The organism is Accumulibacter sp. (assembly GCF_036625195.1).
In the GTDB taxonomy this organism is placed as follows: Bacteria; Pseudomonadota; Gammaproteobacteria; order Burkholderiales; family Rhodocyclaceae; genus Accumulibacter.
On the sequence record NZ_JAZKUG010000001.1, the window covers coordinates 3,806,003 to 3,824,655 of the forward strand.

Annotated in this window: 17 protein-coding genes and 2 pseudogenes; 10 read left to right on the top strand and 9 right to left on the bottom strand. The window is 66.0% G+C overall.

The window, feature by feature from the left end:
* Positions 1 to 44: 44 nt before the first annotated feature.
* From V5B60_RS16690 to V5B60_RS16705, 4 genes are all read left to right on the top strand, one after another.
* A complete protein-coding gene (locus V5B60_RS16690) occupies positions 45 to 1,043 on the top strand; it encodes a TerB family tellurite resistance protein (protein ID WP_332348362.1) in 999 nt (332 codons plus the stop codon).
* 56 nt (positions 1,044 to 1,099) lie between these two features.
* Positions 1,100 to 2,653 carry a protein adenylyltransferase SelO gene (locus tag V5B60_RS16695; protein WP_332348364.1) on the top strand — a complete coding sequence of 518 codons (1,554 nt, stop codon included), beginning with the start codon at positions 1,100 to 1,102 and terminating at the stop codon, positions 2,651 to 2,653.
* Between the two features lie 78 nt (positions 2,654 to 2,731).
* Positions 2,732 to 2,977 carry a TIGR02647 family protein gene (locus tag V5B60_RS16700; RefSeq protein ID WP_332348366.1) on the top strand — a complete coding sequence of 82 codons (246 nt, stop codon included), beginning with the start codon at positions 2,732 to 2,734 and terminating at the stop codon, positions 2,975 to 2,977.
* A gap of 86 nt (positions 2,978 to 3,063) precedes the next feature.
* Positions 3,064 to 5,247: a patatin-like phospholipase family protein gene (locus V5B60_RS16705; protein ID WP_332348368.1), complete on the top strand. Its 2,184-nt coding sequence runs from the start codon at positions 3,064 to 3,066 to the stop codon at positions 5,245 to 5,247.
* 153 nt (positions 5,248 to 5,400) lie between these two features.
* On the opposite strand, the pseudogene V5B60_RS22290 reads toward V5B60_RS16705, so the two are convergent.
* The 3 genes and pseudogenes from V5B60_RS22290 to V5B60_RS16720 form a co-directional block, all read right to left on the bottom strand.
* Positions 5,401 to 5,886 (bottom strand): annotated as a pseudogene (locus V5B60_RS22290) (STAS-like domain-containing protein); the annotation flags it as partial.
* Between the two features lie 69 nt (positions 5,887 to 5,955).
* Positions 5,956 to 6,519, bottom strand: coding sequence for a FlgO family outer membrane protein (locus V5B60_RS16715; RefSeq protein ID WP_034934098.1), 564 nt, complete (start codon positions 6,517 to 6,519; stop codon positions 5,956 to 5,958).
* Positions 6,516 to 7,238, bottom strand: a complete 723-nt coding sequence (locus V5B60_RS16720; RefSeq protein WP_332348377.1) for a hypothetical protein — start codon at positions 7,236 to 7,238, stop codon at positions 6,516 to 6,518. Before V5B60_RS16720 ends, V5B60_RS16715 begins: the two co-directional genes overlap by 4 nt.
* 718 nt (positions 7,239 to 7,956) lie before the next feature.
* Between V5B60_RS16720 and V5B60_RS16725 the strand changes: the two genes are divergently transcribed.
* The 4 genes and pseudogenes from V5B60_RS16725 to V5B60_RS16740 all read left to right on the top strand — a co-directional run.
* A complete protein-coding gene (locus V5B60_RS16725; protein ID WP_332348379.1) occupies positions 7,957 to 8,184 on the top strand; it encodes an addiction module protein in 228 nt (75 codons plus the stop codon).
* 451 nt (positions 8,185 to 8,635) lie between these two features.
* Positions 8,636 to 8,866: a DUF433 domain-containing protein gene (locus V5B60_RS16730; protein ID WP_332348381.1), complete on the top strand. Its 231-nt coding sequence runs from the start codon at positions 8,636 to 8,638 to the stop codon at positions 8,864 to 8,866.
* Positions 8,863 to 9,234: a DUF5615 family PIN-like protein gene (locus tag V5B60_RS16735; protein WP_332348383.1), complete on the top strand. Its 372-nt coding sequence runs from the start codon at positions 8,863 to 8,865 to the stop codon at positions 9,232 to 9,234. The genes V5B60_RS16730 and V5B60_RS16735 overlap by 4 nt, the downstream gene beginning before the upstream one ends.
* 85 nt (positions 9,235 to 9,319) lie before the next feature.
* A pseudogene (locus V5B60_RS16740) lies at positions 9,320 to 9,553 on the top strand (CRISPR-associated ring nuclease); the annotation flags it as partial.
* A 4-nt stretch (positions 9,554 to 9,557) separates the two neighbouring features.
* Here the strand turns inward: V5B60_RS16740 and nosD are convergent.
* The 6 genes from nosD to V5B60_RS16770 form a co-directional block, all read right to left on the bottom strand.
* Complete coding sequence (gene nosD / locus V5B60_RS16745) at positions 9,558 to 10,973, bottom strand: nitrous oxide reductase family maturation protein NosD (protein ID WP_332348385.1); 1,416 nt, start codon at positions 10,971 to 10,973, stop codon at positions 9,558 to 9,560.
* A 4-nt stretch (positions 10,974 to 10,977) separates the two neighbouring features.
* Complete coding sequence (locus V5B60_RS16750; protein WP_332348387.1) at positions 10,978 to 11,967, bottom strand: hypothetical protein; 990 nt, start codon at positions 11,965 to 11,967, stop codon at positions 10,978 to 10,980.
* Positions 11,968 to 12,127: 160 nt separating this feature from the next.
* On the bottom strand, positions 12,128 to 12,868 hold the full coding sequence (locus V5B60_RS16755; RefSeq protein ID WP_324601205.1) for a c-type cytochrome: 741 nt from the start codon (positions 12,866 to 12,868) through the stop codon (positions 12,128 to 12,130).
* Positions 12,869 to 12,964: 96 nt separating this feature from the next.
* The gene (locus V5B60_RS16760; protein ID WP_332348390.1) at positions 12,965 to 13,270 is read right to left on the bottom strand and encodes a c-type cytochrome; all 306 of its coding nucleotides are present in this window, start codon (positions 13,268 to 13,270) and stop codon (positions 12,965 to 12,967) included.
* A gap of 84 nt (positions 13,271 to 13,354) precedes the next feature.
* Entirely contained in the window at positions 13,355 to 15,652 is a 2,298-nt protein-coding gene (gene nosZ, locus V5B60_RS16765) for a Sec-dependent nitrous-oxide reductase (protein ID WP_434735340.1), read from the bottom strand.
* A gap of 228 nt (positions 15,653 to 15,880) precedes the next feature.
* Positions 15,881 to 17,173 (bottom strand): ISNCY family transposase, encoded by a 1,293-nt coding sequence (locus tag V5B60_RS16770; RefSeq protein ID WP_434735341.1) that lies wholly within the window; start codon positions 17,171 to 17,173, stop codon positions 15,881 to 15,883.
* A gap of 320 nt (positions 17,174 to 17,493) precedes the next feature.
* Here V5B60_RS16770 and V5B60_RS16775 point away from each other — a divergent pair, with 320 nt between their 5' ends.
* Both V5B60_RS16775 and V5B60_RS16780 read left to right on the top strand, forming a co-directional pair.
* Positions 17,494 to 17,961 carry a hypothetical protein gene (locus V5B60_RS16775; RefSeq protein ID WP_332348393.1) on the top strand — a complete coding sequence of 156 codons (468 nt, stop codon included), beginning with the start codon at positions 17,494 to 17,496 and terminating at the stop codon, positions 17,959 to 17,961.
* A gap of 16 nt (positions 17,962 to 17,977) precedes the next feature.
* Positions 17,978 to 18,613 (top strand): SCO family protein, encoded by a 636-nt coding sequence (locus V5B60_RS16780; protein ID WP_332348395.1) that lies wholly within the window; start codon positions 17,978 to 17,980, stop codon positions 18,611 to 18,613.
* The last annotated feature ends 40 nt before the right edge of the window (positions 18,614 to 18,653 follow it).

An 18,653-nucleotide genomic window follows, 5' to 3' on the forward strand; every position in this document is an offset into this window, starting at 1 on the left:
CGCGAGCGGGCCCAAGAGCCTGCTTTTGACAGGAGATGCGCAGCATGAACGAGCAGGAACAGAAGGCCATCCTCATCCTCAGCCTGATGGCCGCCTTCGCCGACGGCAACAAGAACGAATCCGAGCGCGCCGAGCTGAAACGGATTGCCGATGCGCTCAGCGGCGAAGGATCGATCAACCTCGCGGCGCTCTACCAGGACGTACTGCTCAAACGCGTCTCGCTGCCGGCGGCGGTCGCCATGTTGAGCAGCCGCGAAGCGCGCCAGCTCGCCTTCGAGATGGCGGTCTGCGTCTGTGATGCCGACGGCGTCCAGTCACCGCCCGAAAAGCAGTTCCTCGCCGACCTGCAGGCGGCACTGGCGCTCGACGCGCAGCAGTCGGCGGCGTATGCGCAACAGGCGGAAGAGATCGCCGCCTTGCCGGTGGCGTGGGGCCACAGCGCCGGCGAGTCCCCTGCCGGCGCGGCGGCGGCAGCGGCAGCGGCGGCGGCACCGGCGGCAGCCGCTGCCGGCTACGCCTCGACGATGCGTGAGGATGAGATGGACAAGGCCATCCTCAATGCCGCGATCCTCAACGGCGCGCTCGAACTGCTGCCCGAATCGCTGTCGACGATGGCGATCATTCCGCTGCAGATGAAACTCGTCTATCGCATCGGCAAGTCGTACGGCTTCGAACTCGATCGCGGCCACATCAAGGATTTCCTCGCCACCCTCGGCGTCGGCCTGACCTCGCAATATCTCGAACAGGCCGGGCGCAAGCTGCTCGGTGGCCTGCTCGGCAAGGCCGGCGGCAAGATGCTCGGCAAGATCGGCAAGCAGGCGGTCAGTTCGGGAATGAGCTTTGCCAGTACCTACGCCCTCGGGCACGTCGCCAAACGCTACTACGCCGGCGGCCGCAGCTTCTCGACACAGACGCTGCGCGACAGCTTCGACCGCGTCCTCGTTGAAGCAAAAGGCCTGCAGACCCGCTACCTGCCCGAGATCCAGGCGCGCGCGAAGACCCTCGACCCGGCGCAGGTCCTCGACCTCGTTCGCCGCGGCTGAGCGGCCCTGGGCGCCGACAGGCAGCCACCGACGGTGCCGCCGCGGCTGCTCGCGCGATGCTGAAGTTCGACAACCGCTTCCTGCGCGAGCTGCCCGGCGAAGCAGCGAGCGACCCGCTGCCGCGGCAGGTCCTCGGCGCCCTGTGGTCGCCGGTCGAGCCGACGCCGGTGGCGGCGCCGCGGCTGCTCGCCCATTCGCGCGAGGTAGCGGCGGCGCTCGACCTCGACGACGCTGCGATGGCCTCGCCCGAGTGGCTCGCCGTCCTCGCCGGCAACCGCCTGCTGCCCGGCATGGCCGCCTATGCGAGCTGTTACGGCGGGCATCAGTTCGGCCAGTGGGCCGGGCAGCTCGGCGACGGCCGCGCGATCCTCATCGGCGAGCTGATCAATCGCCGCGGCGAGCGCTACGAACTGCAGCTCAAGGGTGCCGGGCCGACGCCTTACGCGCGCCGCGCCGACGGCCGCGCGGTGCTGCGCTCGTCGATCCGCGAATTCCTCTGCAGCGAGGCGATGCACCACCTCGGCGTGCCGACGACGCGCGCACTGAGCCTCGTCGCCACCGGCGAAAGCGTCATCCGCGACATGTTCTACGACGGCCACCCGGTCGCCGAGCCGGGCGCCATCGTCTGTCGCGTCGCGCCGTCGTTCACCCGTTTCGGCCACTTCGAACTGCCGGCTGCGCGCAACGATCTGGCGCTCTTGCGGCAACTCGTCGCCTTCACCATCGACCGCGATTTCCCCGGCTTCGCCAGTGACACGCCGGCGGCAATCGTCCGCTGGTTCAGAGAGGTCTGCGCGCGCAGCGGACGCCTGCTCGCGCACTGGATGCGCGTCGGCTTCGTGCACGGCGTGATGAACACCGACAACATGTCGATCCTCGGCCTGACGATCGACTACGGCCCCTACGGCTGGGTCGACAACTTCGATCCCGGGTGGACGCCGAATACCACCGACGCCTCCAGCCGGCGCTACTGCTTCGCCCGCCAGCCGGCGATCGCGCGCTGGAACCTCGAGCGCCTCGCCGACGCGCTGGCACCGCTGCTGCCGCGAGCCGACGATCTGGCAGCCGGCCTCGAGCGCTACGACGAGACCTACGCCGGTGAATTCTGCAGCGCCTACGCCAGCAAGCTCGGCCTGCGCGAATGGCGGCACGACGACAGCGAACTGCTCGAGGACCTGTTCGACCTGATGCACCGCGCCGAGATCGACATGAGCACCTTCTTCCGCGCGCTGGCCGGCATCGACGCGGCGCAGCCACAGGCCGCAGTGCTCGCCGACGCCTTCTATCGTGCCGACCTGCGACAACGCCACGCCGCCCGTCTCGACCGCTGGCTGCAGCGCTACGCCGCCCGTCTGCAGCGTGATGCCCTGCCCGCCGCCGAGCGTGCGGCACGCATGAACGCCGCCAACCCGCGCTTCGTCCTGCGCAACTACCTCGCGCAGCAGGCGATCGACCGCGCCGAAGGCGGCGACCCGACGATGATCGGCGAACTGCTCGAAGTCCTCCGCCGGCCCTATGACGAACAACCCGGTTGCGCCGCGTTCAGCGCCTTGCGCCCCGACTGGGCGCGCCACCGCGCCGGCTGCTCGATGCTCTCGTGCAGTTCCTGAACCCGGAAGAGCCGACGCGGGCGCGCTAGAATGGCGGCCACACGCCACCCCCATCTTCTTGCCGCCTCAGGATCCGCCATGCCCTTCACGCCCGAACTCGTCGCCGAACTCAACATCCTGGTCCATTTCGACCTCGACAGCACCCAGCAGGGAATCAAGATCCACAGTACCGCCGATCCGGAGATCGTCGCCGCCACCCGCCGGCTGCACGCCAAGGGACTGGTGACGCAGGTCGACGGCGGTTACCTGACCAGCCTCGGTCGCGACGCCGTCGAACACGCGCGCGCCGCGCTGACCATCCTCAGCTCGCAGCCCGGCCGCTGAACGCCGGCAGCGGCGCCGCCTGCCGCTGCCGAACCCAGCTGCCCGCCGCGGCAGCCCTCCCGCCTGCTGACTGAAGGAGCGCAGCCATGCAACGACTGATCCTCGTCGTGCTTCTTGCCCTGGTCCAACTCGCTGCCGCCGGCGAGCCACCGCCGCGACCGCGCGTCGGCCTCGTCCTCGGCGGCGGCGGCGCCCGTGGCGCGGCGCACATCGGCGTCCTCGAGGTCCTCGAAAAGCTGCGCGTACCGGTCGACTGCGTCGCCGGCACCAGCATGGGTGCGCTCGTCGCCGGCGTCTACGCCAGCGGCATGGCACCGGCGGAGATGCGCAGCGAGCTGGCGAAGGCCGATTGGGACGACCTCTTCCAGGACGCACCGCCGTTTTCCGACCGCAGCTTCCGCAACAAGGTGAAGGACAAGCGCTACCTGCCGGCGTCGGAGACCGGCGTAGGCGAAGACGGCCTGCGCTACCAGACCGGCATCGTCACCGGCCAGAAGATCAAGCTCTTCTTCAACCAGCTCGTCGGCGACAACCGCGGCCTGCGGCGCATCGAGGACCTCGCGCTGCCGCTGTCGATCATCGCCACCGACATCGTCCACGGCAAGCGCGTCGTCTTCCGCAACGGATCGCTGTCGTCGGCGATGCGCGCCAGCATGTCGGTTCCCGGCCTGATGTCGCCGGTCGAAGTCGACGGGCAGAAGCTGGTCGATGGTGGCCTCGTCGACAACGTGCCGATCGGCGAAGCGCGCGAGCGCTGCCAGGCCGACGTCGTCATCGCCGTCAATGTCGGTTCGCCGCTGCTCAAGGCCGATGAAATCGGCAGCCTGCTCAGCGTCGCGGCGCAGATGATCAACATCCTCACCGAACAGAACGTCGTCCGCTCGCTGGCCACGCTGAAGCCAACCGACATCTACATCAAGCCCGAGCTCGAAGGCATCACCGCCGGCGACTTCAAGCGCACTTCGGAAACCGCCGACCGCGGCGTCGCCGCCGCCGAAGCCGTCGCCGCCCAGCTCGGCCGGCTGTCGGTCAGCGAATCCGCCTACGCCGCCTGGGTCGCGCAGAAACGCGTCGCGCCCGGACCGCTGCCGCGCGTCGACGAGATCGAGGTCGCCGGCCTGCGACGGGTCAATCCGCTCATGTTCGAGAAGCACCTGCGCCTCGGCCCGGGCGAGGTCCTCGACACCGAGAAGCTCAACGATTCGCTCAACAAGGCCTATGGCGACGGCTACTACGAGAACGTCGATTACTCGCTGATCACCACGCTGCGCGAGCGCAACATCCTGCGCCTGACGCCGCAGGAGAAGGGCTGGGGCCCGAACTACCTGCGCTACGGCATCAACCTCGACACCAACTTCCAGAGCGACTCGACCTACACGCTGCGCGCCGCCTACCACAAGACGCTGATCAACCCGCTCGGCGGTGAACTCGTCTTCGGCGCCGAGATCGGCTCGTCGAACTTCCTCGACTTCGACTACTACCAGCCGCTCGACCCGGCGCAGCGCTATTTCTTCGAGACCAACCTGCGCTACGGCAGCCTGCTCAGCACGCTCTACCAGAACAACGACAAGATCGCCCAGTACCGCGTCCTGCGCGGCAGCGGCAAGCTTGCCGCCGGCATCAACCTCGGCACCCTCGGCCAGGTACGGGCCGGCTGGGAGCACAACCTCTGGGATCCGAAGCGCAACATCGGCTCGCCCTTCCTGCCCGAAGAATCGAAGATCTACGGTGGCTGGTTCGGCCAGATCGACCTCGACCAGACCGACCGCCTCTACTTCCCGACCAGCGGCTGGTACAGCGGAGGCCGCTACTTCGACGCGCCGGCCGAGAGCTACAGCCGCCTCGACGCCCGTGCCGGCGTCTATCACAGCGTCGGCGACTGGGTGCTCAGCGGCCGCGCCACCTACCAGGGATCACCCGTCGGGCAACTGCCGGTCTACGACGCCGGCTCGCTCGGTGGCATGTTCAACATGACCGCTTTCGGCGTCGGCCAGCTCAAGGGCGACGACATCCGCTACGGCAGCCTGCGCGCCGAGCGCATCATCGGCCGCCTGCCGCTCGGCCTGCGCGGCGACCTGCGCGCCGGCCTGATGCTCGAAACCGCGCGCATCGGCACGCCCTACACCGAGACCCAGCTCCAGGGCTGGATCAACTCGACGGCGCTCTACCTCGGCGGCGAGACGCCGTTCGGGCCGGCCTTCCTCGGCTACGGCTACTCCAGCTCGGGCGGCGGCTACCACAACCTCTATCTCTTCCTGGGGACGCCTTGAGGAAGATGTCCACGGCCTCGTGCTCCGCGGCGCCACGGCACGCAGCCACATTTTCTCGACTTGCCGCGTCATGTTCCTGGGCAGGAACCCGACTCCCGGATGACTGTTCGCATAGACCCGGAACAGCTCGTCGGCGAAAGCCTGCCCGATTTCCTGCACATCCGAGAAGTCGAGTATCACTGTCCGGAGTCGGTCGAACCGGGCGATCAGTCTCCTGGCCTGGGAACGGGAGATCAGCTCCTTGTCACCGAATCTCGCCAGCCGCATCGGCACGATGGTCTTCGAGAAGTCGTAATCATCAGGGGCATCGGAGAACCGGGAATAGACTTCCGCGGTGCTCCGGCCGGCGTTGAGTGCGATCTCCATGAAGACAGCCGTCCCATCGGTGAACACGCCCGGCTCCTCCTGCAGCCAATCGTGACGCGAGCCTGGGTCGTGGTTGAACTGCAGACCATTTGCACTGATCTCGAAGGTGTCGAACATGCGCGAGGTGGAGAAGACACCCTCGCCCGTGTGCCTGCTCGGGTCGGTCGTCAGTTTCCCCTTCGCCAACTCGAAGAGCGCCTGTCTCATGTCCGGCAGACCCAGTGCACCGGCAATCCTGGCGAAGATTCCGACCCCGTCGTCGGCCACGATCATGCGCAGCGGCTGGCTAACCGCCGACTCGCGAGCCGACGGTAGCGTCCCAGCGAGGCCGTGCCCCGCCGCTCAGCGTCCCGCGTTACGGCCGAGCAGGCTGCGGACTTCCTGATTGGCCGGCAGGACGTAGTCGTGCGCGGCGAGGACTGCGTTGCTGACGGGTTGGACGATCTTGAGATTGAGGTAGACGGCGCTGGCGCCGACGGCGTAGCTGCCGAGGATGATCGCTTGCGCCTTGTTCATGCGCGCGATGTCGCTGATCTCGCGGGTGAGGATAAGTTCGCCTTCGCCGCGGCGCATGTAGATGGAGCCGCGCAGCTTGAGTTCGACCATCTGCCAGCCGCGCTGCGAGAAGCGAGCGGAGAGCTGTTCCGAGACTAGGCGGCCGAGGGTCGAGGACTGTTCGAGGGCATCGATGTTGACGACGGTGGCAACGATGAGCGGGCCGCCGCCGGGGTTGCCCCCGAACTGCGCCATGAGGGCGTCGGCGGCACGGTAGTTGGTGGCGACGAGCTCGCTGGTGGCTGCCTGGGCGTAGGTGACTTCGGGGGCAGCTTGGCGCGCGGCTTGGTCGGTGGCGCAGCCGGCGGCGAGGCAGGCGGCGAGGGTGAGGGCGACGGTCGGTGCTCTCATCGGTCGCCTCCGACGGGGATGCTGTAGAGCGGAGGCGCTTCGGTGTAGAGGGCTGCGTCGCTGTCGGCGGCGTAGTAGACGGCGGCCACTCGGGCGAGGTAGCGCGTCGCGTCGGCAGCGGAAATGGTGACGATGACTTCGGTCTGCGGCGTCGGACCGGTGGCCGATTCGGAACTGGCCCAGCGCCAAGCGTCACCGGCGCCAACCAAGGCGGCGCCGGCCAAGCCGGCGGCAGCCGGTGTGGCGTTGGCGGCAAGGCCGTAGACGGCCCAGGCACCGGCGTAAACGACGGTGGCGGGCATGAATCGGGCGTTTGGCCGGTCGGGCGAGAATCGGACGGTCTGGACGTCGATGTCGATGGCGATGGCGCCGGCAGCCGGGGCGTGGGCGACGGCGACCCGGTGACGAACGAGAGCTGTGAGGAAGGCGGCGCGGAAGTTCTGCGCGAATGCGGTCTGCTGCGCGGCCGGGCGGACGTAGACGCGCGGGCAGACAGCTCCTTGGTCGGGACAATCCAGGCGCGCGGCGAGAGACTGCACGAGGGCTTCGGCGCTCTTGTCAGCGATGAGGGTCCAGTGTGCCGCGGCCTGGAGCTTGGGCTGCTGCGTGGTGGGAAAGTTGGTGGCGAGCGGCGTGGCGCTGTAGGGCGTGGCGCAGGCGGCGAGCGTAGCGCCGGCGATGATGGTCAGGGCGCACCGCGCCCCGTGCACTTGCTGCATGTGTTCCTCCCTCTGGGTTGGTGTCTCGGCAGCCGCAGCGTAGAGGAAAAAGAAGACGGCCGCAAGTTCCGCGAAGCACCTCGACGGGGAAAGCTCGCCTTGCAACTGCCGAGCGATAGCCAAGCCACAGGCACCGACAAGAGTTGCTTGAGCCGCCATCAACCAACGCCTCCTTTCCCGATCTTGGGCGCCAGCAGGCGGCGGTCAGCATGATGGGCTTCCGGCGTCCCCGCGCTGCATGGCCTGATCTAAGATCCGGTGCGTGCGTGTGTCGTCGGCGGTCAGAGGTCGCGGAAATCTGGGGGCGGAGAGCGCGTGTCAGCATGGCTGCAAGCGCGAAGATTCTGCATTCCCAGCCACCCGCCAGCGTGCCCACCCTTTCGCCGCGTCAAGTGTTGGCGTCTCACGCCACCTGGGCCAGCGAGCGCACGATCGCGACCGCCGCGCAGGCAACGGACAGCGAGCCGTCGTCACCACGCTCGCTCAGACTCGGTTCCTGCAGGCGGCCGACTCTATATGAAAATCGCCTCAGCGACTCGCGACTGCGCGTTGCTGTGGTCGTCGCGCCACTACCGAATTTTGTTAGCATGTCCGTACAGGCCCAGCGAGCAGCCAACCTTCAGGACCACACTGCCGACATCGCCGCCGAATTCGCGGTCGCGCATCAGGGGCACGCTGCGCTGGAACCACCGCACCAGTCTTGAATGGGGTCCGGATCATGAACACACAACTCTTGCAGCAGGCGCGCGCGCTCGACATCGATGAGCAGATTGAACTGGTCGCGGCCATCTGGGACGGCATCGTGAGCCGTGGCGCGGTGCCGGCGTTGACCGAAGCGCAGACGACGGAACTGGACCGCCGCCGCGCTGACCACCTTGCCAACCCCGATGAGCTCGTCCCCTGGAATGAAGTCAAGGCTGCCGCCCTGGACCAGATCAGGCCATGAGCCTGCCCGTCGCTTTTCATCGCGCGGCCCGTGCGGAGTTCATCGAAGCCAGTGCGTGGTGTGAAAGCAGGCGGGTTGGTCTGGCTCTCGAGTTCATGGCCGAAATCGACCGTTGAGTGAGCTTGGCGGCCGAACATCCACTCCAGTTTGCCGTTGTGCGCGAGGACATTCGCCGTGTCGTCGCCAGACGTTTCCCGTACAGCGTCTACTTGCGCGCGGAGGATCGGCGCATCGTTGTCCTGGCGGTATTTCATGGCAGCAGAGACCCGGGTGGTTGGCAAGCAAGAACCTGATGCTCAACCTTGGCCCCGTTGATCACACCGAGCAAGTTGTCCGCGTGCCAAGCGAACGGCAGAACCGCGCCTGGACACTTCGATGATCGCCTGCAGCAGGCCGGCCAGTGCTATGCTCGGATCCCCGCCGTGCAAGGCGTCGCCAGGGAGAGAAAGGCATGGAACATCTCGACCGCATCACGCAGGAGCCCGGAGTGATGGGAGGCAGGGCGTGCATCCGCGGCATGCGCGTCACCGTCGGCATGGTCCTCAACCTCATCGGCGCCGGTCGCAGCGTCGAGGACATCCTGGCCGACTACCCGTACCTCGAACGTGAGGATATCCTGCAGGCACTGCGCTACGCCGCGTGGCGAGCCGAAGAGCGCGAAGTCCGGCTGGTCGGCGCATGAGGGTACTGGTCGACATGAACCTGTCGCCACGTTGGGTCGGTGCCCTCGCCGCTGCCGGCATCGAGGCGGAGCACTGGTCCCTTCTCGGTGCCGCGAGCGCACCGGATGTCGAGATCATGGCCTTTGCCCGTCGTAACGACTACGTCGTGCTGACCTATGACCTCGACTTCAGTGCCATCCTTGCCGCTACCCAGGGCAACAAGCCCAGTGTGGTGCAAATTCGTGCCGACGATGTCAACCCGGATACGATCGGCAAGCCAGTGATCGACGCGTTGCAACAGATGGCTACCGAGCTGGATCAGGGCGCACTGCTGACGGTTGATCCCAAGCGAACGCGGTTGCGGGTGCTGCCGTTGTCCATCGAATAGAGCCCGAATCGCAAGCTTGCCAAACACCCTGCCGGCGAGCGAGAAGGGCGACAATGCGGCTCGTCCCGTCGCCGCTCCGCCGAACATGCCCTACGCCCGCGAACACCCCGGCGCCTACCCGCGCAGAATCCTTCTCGCCGTCACCGGCCTTTCGCCGCAGATCGTCACCGAGACCCTGTACGCGCTCGCCGTCGCCCCCGCGCCGGGCGCCAGCGCCTTCGTCCCCAGCGAAATCCACCTGATCACCACTCGCAGCGGCGCCGAGAAGGCGCGCCTGGCGCTGCTCTCCGACGAGCCGGGCTGGTTCCACCGCCTCTGCCACTTCAGGCAGCAGGCTTCGCTTCGTTGACCCGCGACTTGTCGAAAACCGGATCCTGATCGCGCAGCAGCAGGACCGGGGCGGAGAACGGCGCCAGGCGCTCGAGGAAGTCGAGCATCTCCAGCACCGGCGCATTGCGGAAGAAGCGGGCATAGGGGATCGCCATCCAGAGCTGGTCGGCGTAGGCGTACAGCTCGTGCGGCCGGTCGCCCTGGCCGTCGCGGTCGCGGTCGAAGCCCTGGTAGTCGTCCCAGTAGTTGCCGCGCCAGACGTTGTTGCGGGCGCTGCCGGCATCGCCCATCGCCACCTGCGACAGGTTGCCCTCGAAGCGGTTGCCGGCGACCAGGGTGCCTTCCTTGTCGGCGAGGAAGCTGATGCCGACACCGTTGTAGGCGATGCGGTTGCCGCGGATGCTGATCGTGCTGTCGGGTTCGAAGGGCGACATGTCGAGACCGACGCCGATCGCGCAGTAAATGATCTCGTTGCCCTCGACGAGCACGTCCGAGGCCTCCTTGAAGCCGACCGCCATGCCGGTCGGGCCATTGGCGCGCGAGAACAGGTTGTTGCGGATGGCGCCACCACCGGAGTACATGACGTAGACGCCGACGGCGTTGTCGTGGAAGCGGTTGCCTTCGACCAGGTTGTTGCTGGCGAACATGAAGTGGATCGAGTAGCGGCTGCGCCGCGCCGTGTTGTCGACATAGCGGTTGTCGTTCGAGTACCAGGCGACCATGTCGCGCGCATCCTCGATCAGGTTGTCGGCGATCAGGTTGCGGTGGCTGTACCAGAGGCGCAGGCTGTCGCCGCGCGTGCCGAGATCGAAGGGCTTGGAGCGGATGTGGTTGCCGCGAACGACGTTGTCGTTGGCCTTCTTGAGATCGATGCCGAACAGGCAGTCATCGATCTGCAGACGCTCGATGAGGTTGCGGTCGCCGCGGACGTTCAGGCAGGCGTCGTCGGAATCGTGCGACGCACCCGAGCCGACGAGCCGCAGGCCCCGCAGGACGGAATCGCTGGCGGCGAGCACGACGACCGTCCCCTTGCCGCCGCCGTCGATCGTCACCGCGCCGCCACCATCGATGGTCAGCGGCTTGTCGATCACCAGTGGCCCCGAGTAAACGCCTGCCGGCGGCTTGAGGACCGAACCGGCCGGCGCCGCGTTGACGAGATCCTGCAGGAAGGGCAGGCCGGCGACGCGGCCGGCGGTCGGGATCGTCACCTTCTCGTCGATGCTGCCCCACCCGGCCGCAGCCGGCGCAGCCATGTCGCCGAAGCGCCTGTCGCCGGCATCACCCTCCGCGTCGCGCCCGGCGCCGCTGCGCCGCAACGCGGTCAGCGCGTCCTCGGCTCCCCCGGGCATCGGGACGACGACCAGGGCAAGGCCGCAGGCGAGGCCGGCGGCGAGCAGGCGGCCGAACACCCCCCTACTCCGCCGTTCCTTCACGCATCTGCTTGCGGCGGATGAGCAGCGCCAGCAGCAGGCAGAGCATGACGCCAACGAGCAGCGCGTAACCCCAGTAGGGGTAGGAATAGGTCGAGAACTGCGCCACCTTGCCCTCGCCGAAAACCGTCGGCATGAAGGGCTTGACGGTGAAGGCGCCCCACGGGTGCAGGTTGTGGCCGAAGAACCACAGCCAGCCGGCGTAGGTTATTACGAAGTAGATCGGCAGCAGCGCCGGCACGAGCGCCAGCAGCAGCGAGAAGACGCGCAGCCGGGCGACGCCGACGACGAGGACGACCATCGCGACGAGCGTGCCGGCGATCACCGCATGCGTGATGCGCGTGACATTGTCGCCCCAGACCTGGATTTTCTCGGGCTCGTTGAAGAAGGTCCCGGTCTCGTTGACGTAGTCCGTGACATGCGCCGAGAGGGCGCCGAAGGCGTACTGGTCGAGCAGCATCCAGCCGGCGATGAGGCTGCAGCCGGCGGCCAGCACGAGCACCCGTGGCTTGCGCCGCGGCAGCATGAAGGCGAGCAGCATGACGGCGAAGAAGGCGAAGAAGAACTTGGCCAGCGGCTTCTCGACCGGCGCACCGGTGGCGATCGGGAACATGCCGACATAGTGGTTGATGGTGTTCATCTCATGCACGCAGTCGAGCCCCTGCGCGCCCTTGTCGATGTCCTTGCCCTTGTCGGTGATCGGGTTGTAGCGCTCGTCCTCGTGCGAGAGATCCTTCTGGATGATCTCGTTCGCCATCCGCGTTCCCTTGCCGGCCGCCTTGCAGCCGTTGAACACGCCGTTGAAATGGAAGTGGATGCGGATGCCGTCGGGAAAGGCATCCGGCGGATAGTTCGGTGCGGTCAGCGAAACCCACCAGATCGGCGCGAAATAGGCGACGATCATCAACACCATCGCCAGCGCCGTCAGCGCCGCGACGATCACGTTCTGCCTGCTGCCTGGTCCTGCCGACATTGTGTGCATCCTCGTGCGGGGACGCTGTCCCCGGCTGCCGCCGGCGGAGACCACTCCGCGGTCGGCAGCCTGTCCTTGATGGCTGATCTGCCCGCTGCCGGCCGGCCCGCCGGAGGAGTGCCTGCCGGCCGGCCTGCAGCGCGTACTGCGCCGGATTCGGCTACTTCTTCTTCGCCGGTGCGGCCGCCTTCGCCTTGCACATGTTGCCCGGCATCACCAGGCTGGCCTGGTACGCCGAGATGGCGACGAGCTGGTCGTTGTTGTACTTCTTGATGATCCGTACCATGTCGGGGTTGGCGTTGCGCCGGTGTCCGTCACGAATCTCGGTCATCTGGCGCAACAGGTACTTGTAGTGCTGGCCGGCGATCACCGGGTAGAACTTGTCCTTGACGCCCTCGCCATTGGCGCCGTGGCACTCCTTGCACTCCTTCTCGTAGAGTTCCTTGCCGGTCGCCAGCTGCTTGTCGAGATCCTTGCCTTCGTACTTGCCGTGTTCGGGCGGGATGCACATCTTCTCGATGTAGGCCGCGACGTCGGCCAGTTCCTGCGGATCGGTGAGCGTTGCGGCGAAGGGATACATCGTCGGGTTGTCGCGCAAGCCGGCGCGGATGTCGGCCATCTGCTTGATCAGGACGGTCGTGTGCTGGCCGGCGAGCTGCGGGAAGGTACCATCGGGACGGCCAGCGCCCGATGGCAGGTGGCACGCACCACAGACCTCATAGGCCTCCTCGCCGCGCTTGGCGTCGCCCTTGAGCTTCAGCGCCTCGCTCTTTTCGCCTTCCTGGGCATTCCACTTGTAGTCCTTGCTCTCGATACCCTGCGTCTTCGGCGCCGGTGGACCGGCATGCACGGCGGCCGTGGCGACCACCGCCAGCGACACGGCCAGGATCAGCTTCTTCATTGCGAACTCCCTGTTGGTTGCGAAACGATGCCGTCAATCTAGCAATCGCCCCGCGCTCTGGCGTTGATAATTGTCAAGTCGGACCGGCGTCGCGGTTCAGGGCTTGAGCTTCGAGATGTAGTCGGCCAGAGCCTTGATCTCCTCGTCGTTGACCAGGTGCATGACGCCCTTCATCGCCGCCGAGTTGCCGTTCGCGCGCGCACCGCTCTTGATGTCGAGCATCTGGCGCTCGGCGTACTTCGCGTTCTGCCCGGCGATCTTCGGGTAGTCGGGCATCAGCGGCTTGTTGCCGGTGGGGCCGTGGCAGGCATTGCAGGTCTTCTCGGTGTACAGCTTGGCGCCGTCGGCCGCCCACACCGGCGTTGCCAGCGTCGCCAGCAGCAAAGCCATCGCATGGTTCATGGTTCTTCCTTCCTGATGTGAAAACGGGGAACAGAGTAAGCCTGCTCCCCGTCGGGTTGCCTTGAGTCAGATCAACACCATGGACTACTTGATCTTCTTGGCGCCGTTCTGCTCGAGATAGGTCTTCGCGCGCAGCCCGAGGTCGGCCGCCTTGACCTGGTACTGCCAGATCTGCTCGGTCCACAGCGCGGCGTTGTTCCAGTCCTTCTTCGCCGCCGCCTCGTCGGCCTTGGCCTTGGCGTCCTTGATCTTGCCCAGCTGGTCGACCGCGTCATCCATCATCGCGACGACATCCGGGAAGTCCTTGTAATTGACGCTGGTGATGTAACCGACCACCGAGTCGATCACCGCCTGCGTGTCGGCAACCTTCTTCAGCTGCGTCTTGTAGTCCGCCTCGGTGTAGTTGGCGCCGGCACCGGTCGAGGTCTTCGTCGGCTTCCAGCCCTTCGGCTTGACCAGCAGGTAACCCTGCATCTCGAGGTGCAGCGCCGAGCAGAACTCGGTGCAGTAGTACGGATAGACGCCTTCCTTGTCGGCCTTGAACTTCACCTGCACGGTCTTGCCCGGCTCGACCGAGGCATGCACGTTGTAGGTCGAAACCGTGAAGCCGTGCGTCTCGTCCTGCGCCCGTTCGAGGTTGGTGAGGTTGATGATCACCTCGTCACCGACATCGACCTCGATGGTTTCCGGGGTGATGTGCGAGCGGATCAGGGTGCCGAAGACCTCCACCTTGTTGCCCTTCTTGACGATCTTCTCCTCACCGGCACGGACGGCGCCCGGGTGCGGCTTGTCAGTGCGGCTGTCGGTTCCCACCTTGTAGCGAACGCCCGGCTTCAGCTTGCTCGCCTCGATCGCGACGACGTAGTGCGGCTCGCCCAGCGGCAGCGGCATGTCGTAGAGGAGCTGCATCTTGTCTTCACTGATGTCGATCAACTGGTGGTTCTGCGGATGCAGCGGGCCGACCGGGACGAAGCGATCGATCGCCAGCTTGTTCAACGCCACCAGGTAACGGCCCTTGGGATCGGCCGAGTCACCCTCCATCGTCATCAGGTGCCCGATGTTGTAGTGCACGCTGATCTTGTCGAGCACCTTGCCTTCGCAGAAGTTCCACTTGACGACCTGCGAGTCGACATAGAGCGAGGTGTAGGCGACACACGGCTTCGCGTCGTACTGCGTGTGCAGCGGCCCGAGGCCCAGTTGCACCTGCGTGTGCAGCGCGTCCTTCATGCCGATCACCGGGATGCCATAGGGATCCTTCGATTCGAACTTGCCGGCCTTGATCGCCGCCTGGATCTTGTCGAAGGAGTACACCGAGACGTGCGTGTCGAGCTTGCCGGAGACGGTGATGAACTTGCCGTCGGGAGTGACATCGACGCCGTGCGGCGACTTCGGTTCGGGCACCAGGAAGAGCACGCCCTCCTTCACCGCCGTGTCCATCATCAGCACATCGTGGCCGTTGATCTTCTTCGCCTTGCCGGCGGCAACCAGCTCGGCCGCCTTCTTCCAGTTGATCACGTGCAGGTAGTCGGTGTCCTTCGCCGAGCAGCCCGCCTCATAGGGCGGACGGCCCTTCTCGATGCCGCCGACGTAGCGCTCGCTGCAGAACGAGTTGGTGAACGACCAGCCGTCCGACGGCCCCTTGCCGGCATCGGAGAGGTCCTGGCTGTACGGCGGCAGCTCGATCGAGAACGACTGCCTGGGATCGATGCGGCCTTCCTTGCGGTCGAATTTCCAATAGGTGACGCCGCCGCGGTACTTCTCGTTGAACTCCTCGAGCGGGAAGAACTTCTTGTTCTCCAGCGGCGCCGCGTACTGCGCCGCCTCGATGATGTACTCGGTGTTCGGCGTGACGAAGGCGCCGCCATGCTCGGACTTGAAGATCGGGTTGACGACGATCTGCTTGGTCTCGAAGTCGCGCAGGTCGATCACCGCCAGCCGCGGGTTGGCCTTGTCGTTGATGAACAGGAACTGGCCGTCGTACTTGCCCTGCGTCTCCGAGATCGCCGGGTGGTGCGTGTCACCCCAAGTGATGTCCTTGCCGTCGATGCGGCCTTGTGCCAGGACGGCTTTCGAGCTCTCGTCGAAACCGTAGCCCTGCCACGGCTCGGGGGTGAACACACCGATGTACTTGAGGATGCGCATCGACGGGACACCATAGACGATCACCTGCCCCGACTGGCCGCCGGACGAGAAGGCGACGAATTCGTCACGCTTGCCGGTCGGCACGTAGGTCTTCGCCGCAGCCAGGATGTCCTGCTGCGACAGGCTGCGACGCTTCATCACATCCTGCAGCGATTCGGCCGCCTGCAGGCTGCCGACCGCCGCACAGCCGAGCCCTGCCGCGATCAGCATCGGCACGGCCCGTCCCGTACTCATCTTCATGGTCACTCTCCCTTTGATCAAATGGGTGCCACCCTTGCCTGCCCCGACCGCCATGCGTCCGGCCGCCGCTGCGGCAATATGTCGCACATTTTCGGCAGATGCACAGACGGATAATTTGAGCTGGATTAAATTTTGCGGATCATGCTGCAGGGCAGCGATCGCCAGCAGTTCTCATTTCAAAATTCATGGCAGGGGTTGGTGAGGTTCGGAACAGTTGGACAGGGCAAGTCAGCTGGTGTCTGGGGCGTTGGGAACAAGGCGCTGCTGCATGAAGCGCATGAGGTGATCCCAGTCATCGAAGGGCAGGTACTGTAGCAAGGCGCGCAGGTGTTCGAAGAAGGTTCGGCGGGAGGGCAGCAGGGCGCGCACCTTGGCGTAACGGGTGTCCATCCAGTCGAGGGCGGTATGGACCAAGAAGGCCAACAAGATCAGGGTGGCGAACAGGTTGGCCAAGAACTGTTTGCCGTGTCCGAAGTTGTGGTCGAAATGGTAGCCCTTGGTCTTGAGGGTGTTGTTGTTCTCGTTCTCGATTTTCCAACGCGCCCGCCCGGCGGAAGCCAGAGCGGCGACGTTGTGGCTGGTGATGGCATGCGAGGTGGCCCAGGCGTTCTTGAAGACGATGGCACCGCTGGCATCGGTGGTGACGAGTTCCAGCCAGTTGGCGATCACGGCATCGTCCGTGTCGCGCAAGGGCACTTGATGGGCGTAGCGATAGGTGTCGGTCAAGTGCTTCTTGCCGACGCGTCGCGCCTGTACGACGCGACCGAGCTGCTCGTTGCGCTCGAAATCGCCAACCCACTCGTAGAGCGTGGCATGGGATTCGGGCTTGCAGGTGAACAGGAAGTCGGCCTGTTGCGCCCGCACCCGCAGGCAATGTGGCTGATGGCAGTAGAGGTCGTCACCCAGATAGGTGATGCGCCACGGGCGGTAGTGCTCGCCCCAGCGCGCCAGCCAGCGGGCCGAAGCGGCCAGTTCGCAGTCCTGCTTGTCGTGGCCGTCCTGGCGCTGCACGAACTCTGGCGGCAACGGGATGGCGTTCGCCTGGCCCGGCGCCACCAGCACTGGCGTCACGGCAGTGTGGCGATGGAGAACCCCGCCGTTCTTCAGGCGCGTCTCGCTGCAATGGGGACAGGAAATCTTTTCCGAGGAGAAGAAATCAGTGCCGTCCAGGGCAATCAGCAAGGTGTCGTTGATCGAGCGAAATCCCGCCAGATAGCCTTGCTGGTACAGCGCATCGCCCATCTCGGCCAGAACCGGGTACAGCCTTTCCGGCGGCACCGGGTCCAGCAGATTGCGAATCTGGTTATCGCAGGGAATCTCATGCACCCCGAACAGCGAAGAAGCATTGTTCCGCCCCAACTGCTTCTGCATCCTGACCTGGCTATCGAGGAAGGACGGACTTTGCGAAAAAAACACGGCGAACGCCGACAGGGCCGCATCCTCCATCTCATAGCGCCGGGCGTTGCTCGGCTTGCGCCCGTCGGGCAAAGCCCGGAATGCATCCCGAACCTTCTCGATCAAGGCGACGGCGGGGCTTGGCAAGGGGATGGGGGCAACGGTCGAAATGGGGTGGGCGCCTGAAAATCATCAAAACTTCGATCAAGTTCGAGGTTAACACCATAACGTACTGTTTACCAGCATTATTTTCAGAAAACCGGAGTTCCCCTCAATCTTCACCGCCCAGGCCCGGCAATCCTCGTGCGCCAGCCTACGCCAACCGCCGCCTTGCGTGGGTTTGAAATGAGAACTGCTGAGCGATCGCGCATCGCGCATCCGGCGGCACGCGATCGAGCGATAATGCAGACCCCGATCCCGACACCACCGCCGACCGTCCGCCGCCGATGACCAGGAACCTGCTGCTCGACACCGCCATCCTGCTCGCGCTCGCGGTCTTTGGCGTCGTCGCCTACAAGCTGGCGCCACTCCTGCAGCCGAAGACCGACGTCCTGCTACCCGTGTCGAGTTGCAACCTGAACCAGCAGGCGTGCATCGCGACCCTGCCCGACGGCGGCCAGATGGAGTTCTCGATCGAACCGCGGCCAATCCCGGCGCTGCGGCCGCTGCAACTGCAGGCGAGATTCCGCGGCAGCGACGTGCGCCGGGTCGAGGTCGACCTCGCCGGCATCGAAATGAAGATGGGCCACAACCGGCCGCTGCTCGCAGCCCAGGACGGTGACGGCAAGCGCTTCAGCGGCCAGGCCAGCCTGCCGGTGTGCATCACCGGCAGCATGGAATGGGAGGCGACGGTTCTCGTCGATGACGGCAGGACGCTGGTCGCCGTGCCCTTCCGCTTCGTCAGCGGCAACTGAAGGAGTCGCGGCGAACATGCGCACCAGAGGATTCCTCATCGCCAGCATTGCGCTGCTCGCCGCCGCCCTGCTCTACCTCGCCGTGTTCTGGAATCCGCTGCCGCAGCGCCCGATCGAGAGGATCGTCGCGCACGGCCGGCTGCCGCCCGGAACTGCACCACGCGGTGGCGACTTCGTCCTGCAGGGACCGCAGGGTCCGGTCGCGCTCGCCGACTACCGTGGCAAGGTGGTGCTGATCTATTTCGGCTACACCTGGTGCCCGGACGTCTGCCCGACCTCGCTGTCGCTGCTGGCGCAGGCAATCGCCGATCTCGAAGCGGCCGAGCGCGAGCGCGTGCAGCCGATCTTCATCTCGGTGGACCCCGAACGCGACACGCCGGCGCGGCTCAAGGAATACGCGCCCTTCTTCCACCCGGCGCTGATCGGCCTCAGCGGCTCGCGCGAGCAGATCGCCGCCGTCGCCAGCGCCTACGGTTCGAGCTACCAGAAGCAGCCGCCCAACGCCGAGGGCAACTACGCCGTCGACCACTCGTCGGCGACTTACGTCGTCGACCCGCAGGGGCGGCTCGCCGGCAGCCTGCCGCACGCCTCGTCGCCGGCGCAGATCGTCGCCTTCGTCCGCCAGCAACTGGCGGCAGGCGAGGCCCGCTGAAACCGCCGCGCCACCACCGGCCATACCGCCCGCCGGACCA